The sequence below is a fragment of the Streptomyces sp. NPDC054757 genome (genome assembly GCF_053612185.1).
Genome location: NZ_JBSHBW010000016.1, coordinates 145,143 through 160,748, shown reverse-complemented (window position 1 = coordinate 160,748; position 15,606 = coordinate 145,143). Strand labels below are relative to the sequence as shown.

Sequence of the window (15,606 nt, the reverse complement as noted above, 5' to 3'; positions counted from 1 at the left end):
GCAGGTCAGAGCAGCTGACACGGGAGGCGCTCGCATGGGGGCTGGGCACGCACACGGGCATACACACCCGCACACACACGGCGGGCCGCCGCAGTCCGGGACCGCGGGCGCCGCGCACCGGGCCCGGCTGCGCATCGCGCTCACCATCACCCTGGCCGTGATGGCGGTGGAGATCGCGGGCGGGCTGCTGGCCGACTCGCTGGCGCTGCTCGCGGACGCCACCCATATGGCGACGGACGCGCTCGGGCTGGCGCTGGCGCTGCTGGCGATCCACTTCGCCAACCGCCCGGCCGGTGAGAACCGCACCTTCGGTTACGCACGGGCGGAGATCCTGGCCGCGCTCGCCAACTGCCTCCTGCTGCTGGGCGTGGGCGGCTATGTGCTGTACGAGGCGATCCAGCGGTTCATCACGCCGGCCGACACGGCGGGCGGCCGGACCATCGTCTTCGGTCTCATCGGTCTGGTGGCCAACATGGTCTCGCTCTCCGTTCTCGTCCGGGGGCAGCGGGAGAGCATCAACGTCCGCGGTGCCTATCTGGAGGTGATGGCCGACGCGCTGGGCTCGGTCGCCGTGCTGGTCTCGGCCACCGTGATCCTCACGACGGGCTGGCAGGCCGCGGACCCCGTGGCCTCGATCGTCATCGGCCTCATGATCGTCCCGCGTACGGTCAAGCTGCTGCGCGAGACGCTCGACGTACTGCTGGAGGCCGCCCCGAAGAACGTCGACATGGGCGAGGTGCGGGCCCACATCCTGGCCCTTCCCGGGGTGGCCGGAGTCCACGACCTGCATGCGTGGACGATCACCTCGGGGATGCCGGTCCTCTCCGCACATGTGGTGGTCAGCCCCGACGCCCTGGACACGATCGGGCACGAGAAGATGCTCCATGACCTGCAGGGCTGCCTCGGCACGCACTTCGATGTCGCGCACTGCACCTTCCAGCTGGAGCCGGGCGGCCACGCGGCGCACGAGGCGAAGCTCTGCCACTGAGCGGGTCCGTACGGGGGCGCGAGGGCCGGGGGAGGCGGCGGGCACCCCGCTGCTGCTCACCGCCGGTGCGACCGCGGTCGCCGGCCCGCTCGCCCGGGGCCGGTTTCCCGGCGGGCGGCGAATTCTGATATTCCGGTCGGTGGCCCTGCCGCACTGTGCGGCGGGGCCACCGACACGTCTCGCCCTCCGAAGTACGGACAAGCCGCTTTTGTACGGCAGACTGAGGAGCCGGTGACGCCCGATGCGAAGGATGGTTATGTCGAACGGCGCAGCAGAAGCGATCATGCTCGAACTGGTCGATGAGAGCGGCAGGACCATCGGAACAGCGGAGAAGCTCGCCGCACACCAGGCACCCGGCCAGCTGCACCGGGCCTTCTCGGTCTTCCTCTTCGACGGTGCGGGACGGCTGCTGATCCAGCGTCGGGCGCTCGGCAAGTACCACTCCCCCGGTGTGTGGTCCAACACCTGCTGCGGGCACCCTTATCCGGGTGAGTCCCCCTTCGCGGCTGCGGCCCGCCGCACCTACGAGGAGTTGGGGATCTCACCGGCGCTGCTCGCCGAGGCGGGCACGGTCCGTTACAACCACCCGGACCCCGACTCGGGCCTGGTGGAGCAGGAGTTCAACCATCTGTTCGTCGGACTCGCCCAGGCGGAACTGCGGCCGGACCCCGACGAGGTGGACGACACGGCGTTCGTCACCGCCGCCGAACTGACCGAGCGGCACGCGTCCGCGCGGTTCTCGTCCTGGTTCATGACGGTGCTCGACGCGGCCCGCCCCGCGGTCAGAGAGCTGACGGGGCCGGACGCGGGCTGGTGACGACGGGGGCGAGCGGCAGTGCGGACCAGACGACCTTGCCGCCGCTCGCCGTCTGTTCGACCCCGCAGGTCCCGCCGGCCTCCGCGGTGATCTCCCGTACGAGCATCAGCCCCCGGCCGCCGGTCTGCCCCTGGTCCGCGTCCAGCGCCCTGGGCCGGTAGGGGTGGTTGTCCTCGACCGATACCCGGATCCAGGAGGCTCCGACAGCGACCTCCACGGCCACCTCCGGGGAGAGCAGCGCGGCATGGCGTACGGCGTTGGTGACCAGCTCGGAGACGATCAGCAGCAGCCCCTGGACGGTGTCACGGCCGACCGGGACCTGCTGGCGCGTCAGGAGATCGCGTACGGCGTGCCGGGCCTGCGGTACGGAGATGTCGACCGCCGGCGCGGTGAACCGCCAGACGCCTTCGTAGGGCAGGGAGCCGGCGACCGCCGGGTCGGGCGGGCTGTTGCTCCCGCGGCTCTCCATATCCCGGCTCCCGCCCTCGCGCTCGATGGTGACCACGCAATGAGTGTTGGGAATGAGCCGGTCCACCCCGAGCAGCTGAACAGAAGTCAGCACTAATCGGCGCTAATCGACGGAGTGCGACCGGCCTTGTTGTTGACGCGACCGATTCTGGACCTTTGTTGACGTCTGTGGTCGTGTAAGTGACTTGGGCGACAAAGCGACACGGGTACCGCCCGCAGCCCTCCGTCCGCCGAAGGGCCTGCGGGCGGTACGGCTCCGCCTGGCCCGGCCGGATAGCATCCGGCTCATGGAGCCGCAGCTGCAGCACAGTGTCGCCGACGGGGTCGCCACCGTCGTGATCAGCAATCCCGCCAAGCGCAATGCCATGACGGCGGCGATGTGGCGGGCCCTGCCGGTGCTGCTCGACCGGCTGGCGGACGACGTGGCAGTCCGCGTCCTGGTCCTGACCGGAGCCGGGGGCACCTTCTGCGCCGGGGCCGACATAGCGACACTGCGGGACCCGCGCGAGGACGCCCAGAGGCTCGCGGTCCGGGCTGAGGAGGCCCTCGCCGCCTTCCCCAAACCGACTCTCGCCGCCGTGCGCGGCCACTGCGTGGGCGGCGGCTGCCAGCTGGCGGCCGCCTGCGATCTGCGGTTCGCCGAGGAGGGGGCGCTGTTCGGGGTGACTCCCGCGAAGCTCGGGATCGTCTACCCGGCGGCGTCCACCGCACGGCTGGTGTCCCTGGTGGGTCCGGCGACCGCCAAGTACCTTCTGTTCTCAGCCGAGTTGATCGGTACGGACCACGCACTGCGGGCCGGTCTCCTCGACGAGGTGGCGCCCGTCGACCTGCTCGGCCCGCGGGTGGCGGAGTTCGCCCGGGTGCTGGTGTCACGGTCGCAGCTGACACAGACGGCCGCCAAGGAGTTCGCCGCGGGCCGGGAGGACCGGGGGGCGTACTGGCGGGCGACGGCGCGGGACTCCGGCGATCCGGCGGAGGGCGTGGCCGCCTTCCTGGAACGCCGGGAGCCCCGCTTCACCTGGACCCCCCGCCCGGCAGCCGTTCCGCGGGGCGCTACCGGAGGATGAAGCGGCTCCGCCCGCGCAGCTCCGCGACCAGATCGGCCGGGGCCTTCAGCGGTGAGCCCGCGTCGTACGGCGGCTGCGGGTCGTACTCGGTGCCCAGCTGGACCGCCTGCGCATGGCGGTCCCCGGCGATCCGGCCGACCAGGGCGAGCCCCATGTCGATACCGGAGGAGACTCCGGCCGCGGTGATGAACTTGCCGTCGGTGACGACCCGTTCGCTAGTCGGCACCGCACCGAAGGCGGTCAGGGCGTCCAGCGCGAGCCAGTGACTGGTGGCGCGCCGGCCGCTGAGCAGACCCGCGGCTGCCAGCAGCAGGGATCCCGTACAGACGGAGGTCGTCCAGGTGCTGGCCGCGTCGGCCGCGCGCAGCCAGCCGAGCAGCCGCTCGTTCTCCATCTGGGCGGTCTGTCCCGGCCCGCCCGGCACCACGACGACATCGGGGCGCGGCACGTCGTCGAGCGTCCGCTCCGCGACCAGGGCGAGGCTTCCGCTGTCGTTGTGCACGGCTCCGGTCCGCTCGGCGACGAAGACGGTCTCGGCGTCCGGGATGCGGCAGAGCATTTCGTACGGCCCGACCGCGTCCAGCGCGGTGAAGCGGTCGAAGAGGGCGATCGCGATCTGCATGGTGTGCCTTTCAGACGGGTGGCGCCGGGGTGGCCCGGGGTGCGGTCGGCGGGGTCGTGGAACGAGGGGTGGCGGGCGCGTGAAAGCGTCGGCGGTACTCGGCCGGGGCGGTGGCCACCGATTTCAGGAAGGCGCGCCGCATGGCCTCGGGTGTGCCGTAGCCGCAGGCGCGGGAGATCTCCGCGACCGAGTCCGCGGTGTCCTCCAGGAGCCGCCTGGCGTGTTCCAGCCGGACTCGCCCGACGTACTGGCCCGGCGTCGTTCCGGTCTCCGCGCGGAAGGCGCGGGCGAAGTGGCGCGGCGAGAGCCGGGCGCGGGCCGCGAGGGACTCGACCGACAGATCACCGCCGGGGTGCTCGCTGATCCACTGCTGGACCTCGCGCAGCGGGTCGCGTTGGGCGGTCTGGGCGGCCAGCTGGACGCTGAACTGCGCCTGGTTGCCCGGACGGCGGAGGAAGACGACGAGATGGCGGGCGACGGTCAGCGCGGTGTCCCGGCCCAGGTCCTCCTCGACCAGCGCGAGGGCCAGATCGATTCCGGCGGTGACCCCGGCTGATGTGGCGAACTTCCCGTCCCGTACGAAGATCGGCTCGGGGTCGACATCGACGGCCGGATAGGTACGCGCCAGATGATCGCAGACCGACCAGTGCGTGGTGATGCGGTGTCCGTCCAGCAGACCGGTCCTGGCGAGCAGCAGCGCACCGGTGCACACCGAGACGACGCGCTCGGCGCGGGGCGCGTGTTCGCGCAGCCAGTCGATCAGCCGGGGGTCGGGGGCGCGGGTGCCCTGGCCGCCGGGGACCAGCAGGGTGTGCGGGTCCCCGGAATCGGCCAGCGTTCCGTCCGGTACGAGAGTGAGGCCGCCGGAGGTGCGGACGGGGGCGCCGTCGAGCGAGGCGGTACGCAGGGTGTACGCGTCCCGGTCGATACGGCCGGCGCCCGCGAAGACCTCCAGGGGGCCGGTCACATCGAGGCTCTGCACACCGTCGAAGAGGACGATCAGCAACGGTCTCTGCGGCATGGCGTCCATCCTTGGCGCAGGGGGCGGTGTCCGCAATGACGAAACTCCCACCTTTCCTGCCATGCCCCGGCCGTCCCGGGCCCGCTGCCCCGCCCGGCACGGTGCCGCGGCCCTCGCCCTCCCGGACCCGCTGCCCTCGCCCTGCCGGGACTCGCCGCCCTGCCCCTCGCCCCTTCCCGGTTCCGGGCTCCCGGCTCCCGGCTCCCGGCTCCCGGCTCCCGGCTCCCGGCTCCCGGCTCCCGGCTCCCGGCTCCCGGCTCCCGGCTCCCGGCTCCCGGCTCCCGAGCGGATCCTCCCCCGTACGGCCCGGAGACCCGGCCGCCCTTCCTCCCGTACCGACCAGTCGGTAACATTCCGGCCATGACCTCGCTCCAGCCGCGCGCCGGCCGTCGCTGCCACAACTCCGTCAACCCGCTACACTCGACGCTCTACTTCTCCCCCGATCTCACCGAACAGCTCGCCGCGGCCGGGATCGACGACCCTGCCGCCGCCTACTTCGCCGCGCGCGGTGCGGCGATGGGGGCTGTCGGGCCCGGCACCATCGCGGCCACGTTCTACAACTTCAACCCCGCACTGATCGCCCGGCACGTCCCCGCCGTGTGGGAGAAGGCCGATCCGTGGACCGTGCTCGACGCCCGGCTGCGCGCCGCCGACGCCACGCTGCGGCGGCTGCTCGGCGAGGAGGCAGTCGCGTCGGAGCCGATGGCCGAGGCGGCCCGGCTCGCGCTGCGCGCCGCCGAGGCGTGCACCCGGCACGCCCGCCCGCTCTACGCGGCCCACGCAGATCTGCCGGTCCCCGACGAGCCCCACCTCGCGTTCTGGCACGCGGCGACCCTGCTGCGCGAGCACCGCGGCGACGGCCACCTCGCCGTACTGCTCACCGCAGGGCTCGACCCGCTGGAGGCGCTGGTGAGCCACACGGCGACCGGCAAGGGCATGGCGCCCCGGTGGATCCTCACCACCCGCGGCTGGCACCGGAGCGACTGGGACGCGGCGGTCGAGCGGCTGCGTGGGCGCGGGCTGCTGGACGCGGAGGGCGCACTCACCGAAGCGGGCACCCAGCTGCGCCAGGACGTCGAGTCGGAGACCGACCGCCTCGATCTCGCACCGTACGAACACCTGGGCGCCGAGGGCGTGGAGCGGCTGACCGAGCTGGCGCGCGGCTTCCTCGCCACCGCGGTGGCGGCCGGCGCCTTCCCCTCCGGTATCAGCTGAAGCGGCCGGGGCGGGCGTCGTCCCCGCTCTGTCGGCGCCGCCTGCCACAATGCTGATGCACTGTTTCCCCGCGTGGCGGCGGCCCGGCTCCCACCGGCGGTCCGTTCGCCCCGCGGGGTCCGGGGACCGCTCCGGAAGAATGCGGCAAGCTCAGCGAGAAGGCGGTACGGGATCGTGACCACGACCACCCCAGTTTCCATCGAAAGCAGGATCGCGGAGGAGCTCGGCGTCAGGGAACGGCAGGTGAAGGCCGCCGTCGAGCTGCTCGACGGCGGCTCGACCGTGCCGTTCATCGCGCGCTACCGCAAGGAAGCGACCGAGATGCTCGACGACGCGCAGCTGCGCGCTCTTGAGGAGCGGCTGCGCTATCTGCGGGAGCTGGAGGAGCGGCGGACGGCAGTTCTGGAGTCCGTACGGGAGCAGGGCAAGCTGGACGAAGCGCTGGAGGCGCAGATCAGGGCCGCCGAGACCAAGGCGCGGCTGGAGGACATCTATCTGCCCTTCAAGCCGAAGCGCAGGACCAAGGCCCAGATCGCGCGGGAGGCGGGGCTCGAACCGCTCGCCGACGGTCTGCTGGCCGACCCCTCGGTGGAACCGCTCACGGCAGCGGCGGCGTTCGCCGGCGCGGACAAGGGCGTCGCCGATCCGGCCGCCGCACTCGAAGGCGCACGCGCCATCCTCACCGAGCGGTTCGGCGAGGACGCCGACCTCATCGGCGAGCTGCGGGAGCGGATGTGGACCCGGGGGCGGCTGACGGCGAAGGTGCGGGAGGGCAAGGAGGAGCAGGGCGCCAAGTTCGCCGACTACTTCGAGTTCGCCGAGCCGTTCACCGCGCTGCCCTCGCACCGGGTGCTGGCGATGCTGCGGGGCGAGAAGGAGGACGTGCTCGATCTGGTCCTGGAGCCGGAGGAGCCGTCGGACGCCGCGGGGCCCTCGGCGTACGAGTCGATGATCGCCCGGCGGTTCGGCGTGGCCGACCGCGGCAGGCCGGGCGACAAGTGGCTTGCCGAGACGGTGCGCTGGTCCTGGCGCACCCGGGTCCTGGTCCATCTGGGGATCGACCTGCGGCTGCGGCTGCGGACGGCCGCCGAGGACGAAGCGGTCAAGGTCTTCGCGTCCAACCTGCGCGATCTGCTGCTGGCCGCACCGGCCGGGACCCGCGCCACCCTCGGGCTCGACCCCGGCTTCCGTACCGGGGTGAAGGTGGCCGTCGTCGACGCGACCGGCAAGGTCGTGGCCACCGATGTGATCCACCCCCATGTCCCGGCCAACCGGTGGGACGAGGCGCTGGCGAAGCTGGCCCGGCTGGCGAAGGAGCACGCGGTCGAGCTGATCGCGATCGGCAACGGCACCGCGTCCCGTGAGACGGACAAGCTCGCCGGTGAACTGTGCGCCAAGCACCCGGAGTTGAAGCTGACCAAGGTGATGGTCTCCGAGGCGGGCGCCTCCGTCTACTCGGCGTCCGCCTTCGCCTCGCAGGAACTGCCCGATATGGATGTGACGCTGCGGGGCGCGGTCTCCATCGCCCGCAGGCTCCAGGACCCGCTCGCCGAGCTGGTCAAGATCGACCCCAAGTCGATCGGCGTCGGTCAGTATCAGCACGACCTCGCCGAGGTGAAGCTCTCGCGCTCGCTGGACGCGGTCGTCGAGGACTGTGTGAACGGTGTCGGTGTGGACGTCAACACCGCGTCGGCCCCGCTGCTCTCCCGGGTCTCCGGGATCGGTTCGGGGCTCGCCGAGAACATCGTGGCGCACCGAGACACCAACGGCCCCTTCCGGTCGCGCAAGGCCCTCAAGGACGTGGCGCGACTGGGTCCCAAGGCGTACGAGCAGTGCGCGGGCTTCCTCCGCATCCGGGACGGTGACGATCCGCTGGACGCGTCGAGCGTGCACCCGGAGGCGTATCCGGTGGTGCGGACGATGGCCAGGAAGGCGGGCGGCGGAACGCTCGTCGGGAACGCGGCGCTGCTGCGCTCGCTGGACCCGGCCGAGTTCGTGAACGACACCTTCGGGCTGCCCACCGTGACCGACATCCTGCGCGAGCTGGAGAAGCCGGGACGCGACCCGCGGCCCGCGTTCAAGACGGCCACCTTCAAGGAGGGCGTCGAGAAGCTGGGCGATCTGACGGCCGGGATGGTCCTGGAGGGTGTGGTCACCAATGTCGCCGCGTTCGGCGCGTTCGTGGACATCGGGGTCCACCAGGACGGTCTTGTCCATGTCTCCGCGCTCTCCAGGACGTTCGTCAAGGACCCGCGTGACGTGGTGAAGCCGGGTGACATCGTCAAGGTGAAGGTGATGGACGTCGACATCCCGCGCAAGCGGATCTCGCTCTCCCTGCGGCTCGACGACGAGCCGGGGGCCAAGCAGGGCGGCGGCAGCAGGGAGCGCCAGGACCGGGGCCGGCGGGCGCAGGACGGACAGGCAGGCCAGGGCGGACAGGGCGGCCAGGGCGGTCGCCCTCCGCAGCAGCGGCAGGGCGGCGGGGGCCGGCGCGGTGGCGGTAGTGGTGGTGGCCGTGGGTCGTCGGCTCCGGCACCGGCCAACAGTGCGATGGCGGACGCCCTGCGCCGGGCCGGACTGGCGGACCCCGGTCAGGGCAAGGGGCGCGGCTCGGGGCGCGGCTGATCCGGCCGGGGCTGCGGCCCTGATGACCTGACGCACCCGCCGGGCGGGCCCGTCCGGGCCCGCCCGGCGGTGCGGAGAACAGTGGCCGGACCAGCGGAGCACAGCGCACCCGGCAGCGCAGCAGAAAACGGTCGGCCCAACGGAGCACAGCGCGGAGCACAGCGCACCTGGCCGGTCAGACCTCCGTGACCTTTCCGCCGGCCACCTCGATACGGCGCGTCGTACGGACCGCGTCCAGCATCCGGCGGTCGTGGGTGACCAGCAGCAGGGTCCCCTCGTACGAGTCGAGCGCCGACTCCAGCTGCTCGATGGCCTCCAGGTCCAGATGGTTGGTGGGCTCGTCGAGTACCAGGAGGTTGACGCCCCTGCCCTGCAGCAGCGCGAGGGCGGCCCTGGTGCGTTCGCCCGGCGAGAGCGTGGTCGCGGGGCGCAGCACATGCGGCGCTTTCAGGCCGAACTTGGCGAGCAGCGTACGGACTTCGGCGGGCTCGGTTTCGGGGACCGCCGCGCAGAACGCGGCCAGCAGCGTCTCCGTACCGTGGAAGAGGGCGCGGGCCTGGTCGACCTCGCCGACGACGACGCCAGGGCCGAGCGCCGTGTGCCCGGTGTCCAGCGGGACGCGGCCCAGCACCGCACCGAGCAGGGTGGACTTGCCCGCACCGTTGGCCCCGGTGATGGCGACCCGGTCGGCCCAGTCGATCTGGAGGTGGGCGGGGCCGAAGGTGAAGTCCCCTCGGACGACGGTCGCGTCCCGCAGGGTGGCCACCACGGAGCCGGAGCGCGGGGCGGCCGCGATTTCCATGCGCAGCTCCCACTCCTTGCGGGGCTCGTCCACGACGTCGAGGCGCTCGATCATGCGCTGCGTCTGCCGGGCCTTGGCCGCCTGCTTCTCGCTCGCCTCGCTGCGGAACTTACGGCCGAGCTTGTCGCTGTCGGTCGCCTTGCGGCGGGCGTTCTTGACGCCCTTGTCCATCCAGCCGCGCTGCATCCGGGCCCGGCCCTCCAGAGCCGCCTTCTTGTCGGCGAACTCGTCGTACTCCTCCCTGGCATGCCTGCGAGCGGTCTCCCGCTCCTCCAGATATCCCGTGTAGCCGCCGCCGTACAGGGTGATCTGCTGCTGGACGAGGTCGAGTTCGAGGACCTTGGTGACCGTACGGGTCAGGAACTCCCGGTCGTGGCTGATGACGACGGTGCCCGCGCGCAGCCCGCCGACGAAGCGCTCAAGCCGGTCCAGCCCGTCGAGGTCGAGGTCGTTGGTCGGCTCGTCGAGGAGGAACACGTCGTACCGCGAGAGCAGCAGTGAGGCGAGACCGGCGCGGGCCGCCTGGCCGCCGGAGAGCGATGTCATGGGCTGGTCGAGGCCGACGGTCAGCCCCAGCGACGCCACCACCTCACCGGCCCGCTCGTCGAGATCGGCCCCGCCGAGGTCGAGCCAGCGCTCCAGCGTGACGGAGTAGGCGTCGTCGGCTCCCGCGACCCCGTCGACCAGGCCCTGGGTGGCCTCGTCCATGGCGCTCTGGGCAGCCGCCACCCCGGTGCGCCGGGCGAGGAAGCCGCGTACGGTCTCGCCCTCGCGGCGCTCCGGCTCCTGCGGGAGGTGGCCGACGGTGGCGGTGGGCGGCGAGAGCCTCAGCTCGCCCTCCTCCGGGGTGTCGAGCCCGGCGAGAAGGCGCAGCAGGGTCGATTTGCCGGCGCCGTTCACACCGACGAGACCGATCACATCACCGGGCGCCACCACGAGGTCGAGGCCGGAGAAGAGCGAGCGGTCGCCGTGGCCCGCGGCGAGGTCTTTGGCGACAAGGGTTGCAGTCATGAGGGAACCGATCCTAATCGGGGTGCGGCGCGGGCCCTGTGCGGCAGGGTCCGTGCGGCAGGATCCATGCCGGAATCCCGGCACATCCCTGTGGGGATCTGCGCCGGCACCCCGGGCTGCATCCGTGCCGGCATCCATGTCGGCCGAATGGCGATCCTGTGACAGCTGTGACCGTGGACATGACCAGAGGCAGCGGGGCTGAATAGGGTCGGACACCACGACGAACCATCACGACGAACCGCCACGACGAGCAAGACGAACAACACGGCAAACACAGCGACGAACACGACGACTTGGAGCATCAGTGCACCGCAGACTCATCGTCCCGGGCGTACTCGCGGCCGCCTCGCTTCTGCTGGCGATCCCGGCATCGGCGGCCGGCTTCACACCCGGGGCTCCGGGCATCGGCGACCCGTACTACCCGGCGTACGGGAACGGCGGATACGACGTCTCGCACTACGACCTCAAGCTGAAGTACCAGCCGTCGACCGACCGGCTGGACGGGACCGCGACGATCCTGGCCACCGCCACCCAGGACCTCTCCCGGTTCGACCTGGACTTCCTGCTCGACGTGAGCGAGGTCCGCGTCAACGGTGCCAAGGCGTCCTTCGCCACGTCCGGGCAGCACGAGCTGGTGGTCACCCCGGCCAAGGGCCTCGCCAAGGGCTCCGCCGTCACCATCGTGGTCCGGTACAGCGGTGTGCCGTCCACCAAGTCCGCGTACGGCTTCTCCACCTGGCACCGGACGCCGGACGGGGCGGTCGCGGCGGACGAGCCCGAGTCGGCGTGGTGGTGGTTCCCGAGCAACGACCACCCGCTCGACAAGGCCACGTACGACGTGTCGGTCTCGGTGCCCGACGGCACCCAGGCGATCAGCAACGGCGTGCTCCAGTCGCAGCGTTCGCAACTGGGCAGGACCACCTACAACTGGCGGTCGAACAAGCCGCAGGCGACCTATCTGACCACGCTCGCGGTCGGCAAGTTCGACATCACCACCGGCACCACGGATGCCGGGGTGCCGGTCGTCAACGCGTACAGCAAGGACCTCGGCGACAACGACGGCGCGGCGCGTGCCAGCGTGGAGCGGACCGGTGAGGTCGCCGACTGGCTGAGCGGGTACTTCGGCCCCTACCCCTTCAGTGCGCTCGGCGGCTATGTGCCGAACACCACGACGGGGTACGCGCTGGAGACCCAGACCCGCCCGTACTACAGCCCCAAGCAGTTCGCGAACGGGGCCAACGTGTCGGTGGTCGTCCATGAGCTGGCCCACCAGTGGTACGGCGACGACGTGTCCCTCAAGGGCTGGAAGGACATCTGGATCAACGAGGGGTTCGCTTCCTACGCCCAGTGGCTCTGGTCGGAGAGCCAGGGCGACGGGACCGCGCAGGAGCTGGCGGACTACGTGTACGCCTCGCACCCCGCAGACGACGCGTTCTGGACGGTGAAGCCGGGCGATCCCGGTGCGGCGAACCAGTTCGACGACGCCGTCTACGACCGGGGCGCCCTGGCCATCCAGGCGCTGCGCGACAAGATCGGTGACACCGCGTTCTTCAAGATCCTCAAGGGCTGGCCCGCCGAGCACGCCTACGGCAACGCGTCGGTGGCCGACTTCGAGAAATACGCCGAGCAGGTCTCGGGGAAGCCGCTGGCCGCCTTCTTCGACACCTGGCTGTTCACCCCGTCGAAGCCTGCCGCACCGGCGGCCCGGCAGGCCCGCCTCGCGCACACCGACGGCAGGCCCGTGGCGCCGGAGTCCTGGGCGCAGATCGAGCGGACCCACACCGTCCACGACCGCTGAGCCACCCCCTGACCGGAGCCGCGCCACCCCTGACCGGGGCGGCGCGGCTCCGCACGTCGCGTACCGGCAGGGCGGCGGGCTTCCCGGGCGCGGCCCTTCCCGGGCGCGGCCGGGGCGTTCAGGGTGCGCGGCTTCCTGCGTCCGGCCGCCGGTGGTTACGCTGCTCCGGCACCGCGGGTGCTCGCACCGCCGCAAGGAGCGAGCACCCGTACGCCCTGCCGCCGCGCCCGACCGAGGAGTACCCGTTGCCCGATCCGACCCATGGCTCCCGGCCGACCCTGGAGGCCGTCGCAGCCCGTGCGGGTGTGTCGCGAGCCACCGCGTCGCGCGTCGTCAACGGCGGCGCCGGGGTGCGGAAGCCGCTGGTGGAGCGGGTCCAGCAGGCTGTCGACGAACTCGGTTACGTACCGAACCACGCGGCCAGGACCCTGGTCACCCGGCGCAACGGAGCGGTCGCCGTCATCATCGCGGAGCCGGAGATCCGGATCTTCTCGGACCCCTTCTTCTCCCAGCAGCTTCACGGCATCAGCCGTGAACTGACCGCCCACGACTCGCAGTTGGTTCTTCTCCTGGTGGAGGGCAGGAAGGACTACGACCGGATCGGCCGCTATCTGGCGGGCGGTCATGTGGACGGGGCGCTGGCCTTCTCGCTGCACACCGAGGATCCGCTGCCCGCCGTCATCCACCGGGTCAGGATCCCCACGGTCTTCGGCGGGCGGCCCGTGTGGGCCGGTCCTGAGTCCGGTCTCGCGCTCCCCTACGCCGACTGCGACAACCGTGGCGGCGCCCGTACGGCCGTCCAGCATCTGGTCTCGCTCGGGCGGCGGCACATCGCGCACATCGCGGGCCCGCAGGATCAGACATCGGGGATCGACCGGCTGGACGGCTACCGTGACGTGCTCCTCGATGTCGACCCCCGGCTCACCGCGCAGGGAGCGTTCACGGTGGAGAGCGGCGCCGCGGCCATGTCCGAGCTGCTGGAGCGGCGGCCCGATGTGGACGCGGTGTTCGCCGCCAACGACCTGATGGCGTCGGGGGCGCTCCAGGTCCTGCGGGAACGGGGCAGACGGGTACCCGACGATGTGGCGGTGGTGGGCTTCGACGACATGGAGAAGGTCGCGGAGTGCACCGACCCGCCGTTGACGACGGTCCGTCAGGACATAGAGGGGATGGGCCGGTTGATGGTGCGGATGCTGGTACGCGGGCTGGACGGCGAGAGCGTCACCCCGCCGGACTCCGTGATCCTGCCGACCGACCTGGTACGCCGGGCCTCGGCGTGATGTCCGGCGGGCCGCCCCGCCTCACACCGCTGCACGGTGGGCGGCCCTCGCCGCGCGGGCGAGCGGCAGATAGCGCACCCGCTCGGGAAGCACGGGCACCACGGCACGGACACACCGGCCGAAGCGGCGCAGCGTCCGCTCCTGGGAGTCCGTCCACTCCAGGCCGATGGCCTGCCGGGCCTCCGGCGGCATCAGCCCCACGGTGACGAAGTGCCGGAAGCGTGCCAGTGGCGGCAGCAGCACCGGCCAGACCAACCGGACCAGTGGGCGCAGCGCACGCGGTCCCCGGTCCGGGGGCGGCACGGGGCTGTGCGGGTCGGTCAGCTCGCGGACGACCGGGGTCGCCTCGATCTCGTCGGCCAGCATCTTCCGGTAGTAGGGCCAGAACTCCTCGATGGTCTGCGGCATGTCCCGGTCGTCGATGCCGAGTACCCGCCCGACCTGGAGCCACTCCGCGTACAACTGTCGTTCCTGGGCGTCGGTGTAGGGGCGTCCGAGGTACTTGCGGCCCTGCAGGAAGACCGGGAATCCGGTGGCGTGCACCCACGAGAAGGTGGCGGGGGCGAGGGCCTGGTAGGGGCGGCCGCGGGTGTCGGTGCCGCGGATGGTGCGGTGCATACGGCGCAGTCTGCGCCCCTCTTCGGCCGCGGCGTCCCCGCCGTACACCCAGAGCTGCATCGAGCGCAGGGAGCGTTCACCGCGGCCCCATGGATCCGTACGGAAGACGGAGTACGCGTCGACGCCCGCGCCGACGGCCGGGTGGGCCACCTGCATGGTCAGCGCGGCGGGCAGCGTCAGCAGCACCCGGATGTCACCGACCTCGCTCCAGAGCACCCCGCCGGGCGGTGGTGGCGGCGGCCCCGGCGTGGTGCGGCTGGTCATGCACGGCCTCCCGTCACTGGCCCCGTCGTTCCCTGCGGGCATCCGGACACCCGCCCGCTCCCGTCAGTCCTCAGTCCCAGTATGCGACTGACGGGGCCGGAGTGGCGCGGGGTGGCCCGGCCGGGGGGCCCGGCCACCAGGGCAACGACGTCATGGTGCTGCCGACCGGGTCACCGGATGCGTTACGGGTAGTAGGGCGTGTGGGTGATGGCAGAGCATTTGAGGTACCGGGCGCCGTCGGCCGTGGCCCAGGTGGAGTCGTCCGGGTTGCCCGGCCAGTCACCGCCGACTGCGGTGTTGACGATGAAATGCATCCCCACGCCGGCCGCGGTGGAGTACCACTTGGTGCCGGTGAAGACGCCGTCCACGGCGAAGTCGATGTGGTCGGGGAACCAGCTGAACGAGTAGGTGTGGTACGCGTTGGTCCAGCCGCTGGAGTTGGTCGGGGCCCACTGGTCCTGCGCATTGTTGGCGTCGTGGGAGGTCTGGTAGACGGTGTTGGGGTTCTGCCCGACGATCTCCGCCGCGTCGAACTCGGGGAGCCACGGGTTGAGGTAGGCGCCCCAGACCGCGGGGAGCAGGCCCTGACCGTTGGGCATGCTGGCGGTGAAGCTGTAGGTGCCGTACCCGTACAGTGCCGTCGACTCCACGCGGCCGGAGTAGTACAGACCGCCTCCGGCGTTGTACGTCTTGATGACCAGCGTCGAACCCTCGTACCAGACACAGTCCGGCGTGTAGGTCTCCAGCTCGTTGTTGGCCGTCCACCTTCCGCTGATCTTGTTCCACGCGTTGACGGTGACCGGGCTTCCCCACGAAGCGGCATGCGCCGGGCCCGATCCCAGAATCACGGCGGGAGGGACGGCCAGGGCCGCGCCGAGTATGCGCCTGCGGCTCACAGGTTTCATCGGAGCTCCACTGCTCGGACGGACAAGGTCCGTGGGAACGCTCCCACGGCTCTGCTTGACGCCAGACTGTAGGAGTCCGTTCATGCCATGGCAATACACGCGGTA

At 71.6% G+C, this 15,606-nt stretch carries 13 protein-coding genes; 7 read left to right on the top strand and 6 right to left on the bottom strand.

The genetic code is table 11. The features are described from left to right. Positions 1-34: 34 nt before the first annotated feature. The gene (locus ACWGKJ_RS20325) at positions 35-988 is read left to right on the top strand and encodes a cation diffusion facilitator family transporter (RefSeq protein ID WP_385026210.1); all 954 of its coding nucleotides are present in this window, start codon (positions 35-37) and stop codon (positions 986-988) included. A 241-nt stretch (positions 989-1,229) separates the two neighbouring features. Then, the gene (gene idi / locus ACWGKJ_RS20320; protein ID WP_385026213.1) at positions 1,230-1,805 is read left to right on the top strand and encodes an isopentenyl-diphosphate Delta-isomerase; all 576 of its coding nucleotides are present in this window, start codon (positions 1,230-1,232) and stop codon (positions 1,803-1,805) included. On the opposite strand, the gene ACWGKJ_RS20315 is transcribed toward idi, so the two are convergent. Continuing rightward, positions 1,771-2,274 carry an ATP-binding protein gene (locus ACWGKJ_RS20315; protein WP_385026288.1) on the bottom strand — a complete coding sequence of 168 codons (504 nt, stop codon included), beginning with the start codon at positions 2,272-2,274 and terminating at the stop codon, positions 1,771-1,773. The two genes, idi and ACWGKJ_RS20315, sit on opposite strands and share 35 nt — an antisense overlap. Before the next feature lie 286 nt (positions 2,275-2,560). Between ACWGKJ_RS20315 and ACWGKJ_RS20310 the strand changes: the two genes are divergently transcribed. Further along, positions 2,561-3,340 (top strand): enoyl-CoA hydratase/isomerase family protein, encoded by a 780-nt coding sequence (locus ACWGKJ_RS20310; protein ID WP_385026216.1) that lies wholly within the window; start codon positions 2,561-2,563, stop codon positions 3,338-3,340. Here the strand turns inward: ACWGKJ_RS20310 and ACWGKJ_RS20305 are convergent. After that, a complete protein-coding gene (locus tag ACWGKJ_RS20305) occupies positions 3,327-3,962 on the bottom strand; it encodes a DJ-1/PfpI family protein (RefSeq protein WP_385026219.1) in 636 nt (211 codons plus the stop codon). The genes ACWGKJ_RS20310 and ACWGKJ_RS20305 overlap by 14 nt on opposite strands. A gap of 10 nt (positions 3,963-3,972) precedes the next feature. Then, a complete protein-coding gene (locus ACWGKJ_RS20300; RefSeq protein WP_385026222.1) occupies positions 3,973-4,983 on the bottom strand; it encodes a GlxA family transcriptional regulator in 1,011 nt (336 codons plus the stop codon). 360 nt (positions 4,984-5,343) lie between these two features. Here ACWGKJ_RS20300 and ACWGKJ_RS20295 point away from each other — a divergent pair, with 360 nt between their 5' ends. Together ACWGKJ_RS20295 and ACWGKJ_RS20290 are read left to right on the top strand one after the other, a co-directional pair. Next, positions 5,344-6,198: an SCO6745 family protein gene (locus tag ACWGKJ_RS20295; protein ID WP_385026225.1), complete on the top strand. Its 855-nt coding sequence runs from the start codon at positions 5,344-5,346 to the stop codon at positions 6,196-6,198. 174 nt (positions 6,199-6,372) lie between these two features. Then, a complete protein-coding gene (locus ACWGKJ_RS20290; RefSeq protein WP_385026228.1) occupies positions 6,373-8,823 on the top strand; it encodes a Tex family protein in 2,451 nt (816 codons plus the stop codon). Positions 8,824-8,998: 175 nt separating this feature from the next. Here the strand turns inward: ACWGKJ_RS20290 and ACWGKJ_RS20285 are convergent, their stop codons facing one another. After that, the gene (locus tag ACWGKJ_RS20285; protein ID WP_385026231.1) at positions 8,999-10,636 is read right to left on the bottom strand and encodes an ABC-F family ATP-binding cassette domain-containing protein; all 1,638 of its coding nucleotides are present in this window, start codon (positions 10,634-10,636) and stop codon (positions 8,999-9,001) included. Between the two features lie 304 nt (positions 10,637-10,940). Here ACWGKJ_RS20285 and ACWGKJ_RS20280 point away from each other — a divergent pair, with 304 nt between their 5' ends. Further along, on the top strand, positions 10,941-12,434 hold the full coding sequence (locus ACWGKJ_RS20280; protein WP_385026234.1) for a M1 family metallopeptidase: 1,494 nt from the start codon (positions 10,941-10,943) through the stop codon (positions 12,432-12,434). Between the two features lie 245 nt (positions 12,435-12,679). Next, positions 12,680-13,714, top strand: coding sequence for a LacI family DNA-binding transcriptional regulator (locus tag ACWGKJ_RS20275; protein WP_385026237.1), 1,035 nt, complete (start codon positions 12,680-12,682; stop codon positions 13,712-13,714). 21 nt (positions 13,715-13,735) lie between these two features. Here the strand turns inward: ACWGKJ_RS20275 and ACWGKJ_RS20270 are convergent, their stop codons facing one another. Next, positions 13,736-14,596 (bottom strand): oxygenase MpaB family protein, encoded by an 861-nt coding sequence (locus ACWGKJ_RS20270; RefSeq protein ID WP_385026240.1) that lies wholly within the window; start codon positions 14,594-14,596, stop codon positions 13,736-13,738. Positions 14,597-14,778: 182 nt separating this feature from the next. After that, positions 14,779-15,501: a glycoside hydrolase family 16 protein gene (locus ACWGKJ_RS20265; RefSeq protein ID WP_385026243.1), complete on the bottom strand. Its 723-nt coding sequence runs from the start codon at positions 15,499-15,501 to the stop codon at positions 14,779-14,781. Positions 15,502-15,606: the final 105 nt, after the last annotated feature.

Excerpts from the sequence above, each read along its gene's own strand:
- idi (WP_385026213.1), top strand. The coding sequence starts at position 1,230 with ATGCGAAGGATGGTTATGTCGAACGGCGCAGCAGAAGCGATCATGCTC.
- ACWGKJ_RS20325 (WP_385026210.1), top strand. The coding sequence starts at position 35 with ATGGGGGCTGGGCACGCACACGGGCATACACACCCGCACACACACGGC.
- ACWGKJ_RS20310 (WP_385026216.1), top strand. The coding sequence starts at position 2,561 with ATGGAGCCGCAGCTGCAGCACAGTGTCGCCGACGGGGTCGCCACCGTC.
- ACWGKJ_RS20295 (WP_385026225.1), top strand. The coding sequence starts at position 5,344 with ATGACCTCGCTCCAGCCGCGCGCCGGCCGTCGCTGCCACAACTCCGTC.
- ACWGKJ_RS20315 (WP_385026288.1), bottom strand. The coding sequence starts at position 2,274 with ATGGAGAGCCGCGGGAGCAACAGCCCGCCCGACCCGGCGGTCGCCGGC.
- ACWGKJ_RS20285 (WP_385026231.1), bottom strand. The coding sequence starts at position 10,636 with ATGACTGCAACCCTTGTCGCCAAAGACCTCGCCGCGGGCCACGGCGAC.
- ACWGKJ_RS20265 (WP_385026243.1), bottom strand. The coding sequence starts at position 15,501 with ATGAAACCTGTGAGCCGCAGGCGCATACTCGGCGCGGCCCTGGCCGTC.
- ACWGKJ_RS20270 (WP_385026240.1), bottom strand. The coding sequence starts at position 14,596 with ATGACCAGCCGCACCACGCCGGGGCCGCCGCCACCACCGCCCGGCGGG.
- ACWGKJ_RS20305 (WP_385026219.1), bottom strand. The coding sequence starts at position 3,962 with ATGCAGATCGCGATCGCCCTCTTCGACCGCTTCACCGCGCTGGACGCG.
- ACWGKJ_RS20300 (WP_385026222.1), bottom strand. The coding sequence starts at position 4,983 with ATGCCGCAGAGACCGTTGCTGATCGTCCTCTTCGACGGTGTGCAGAGC.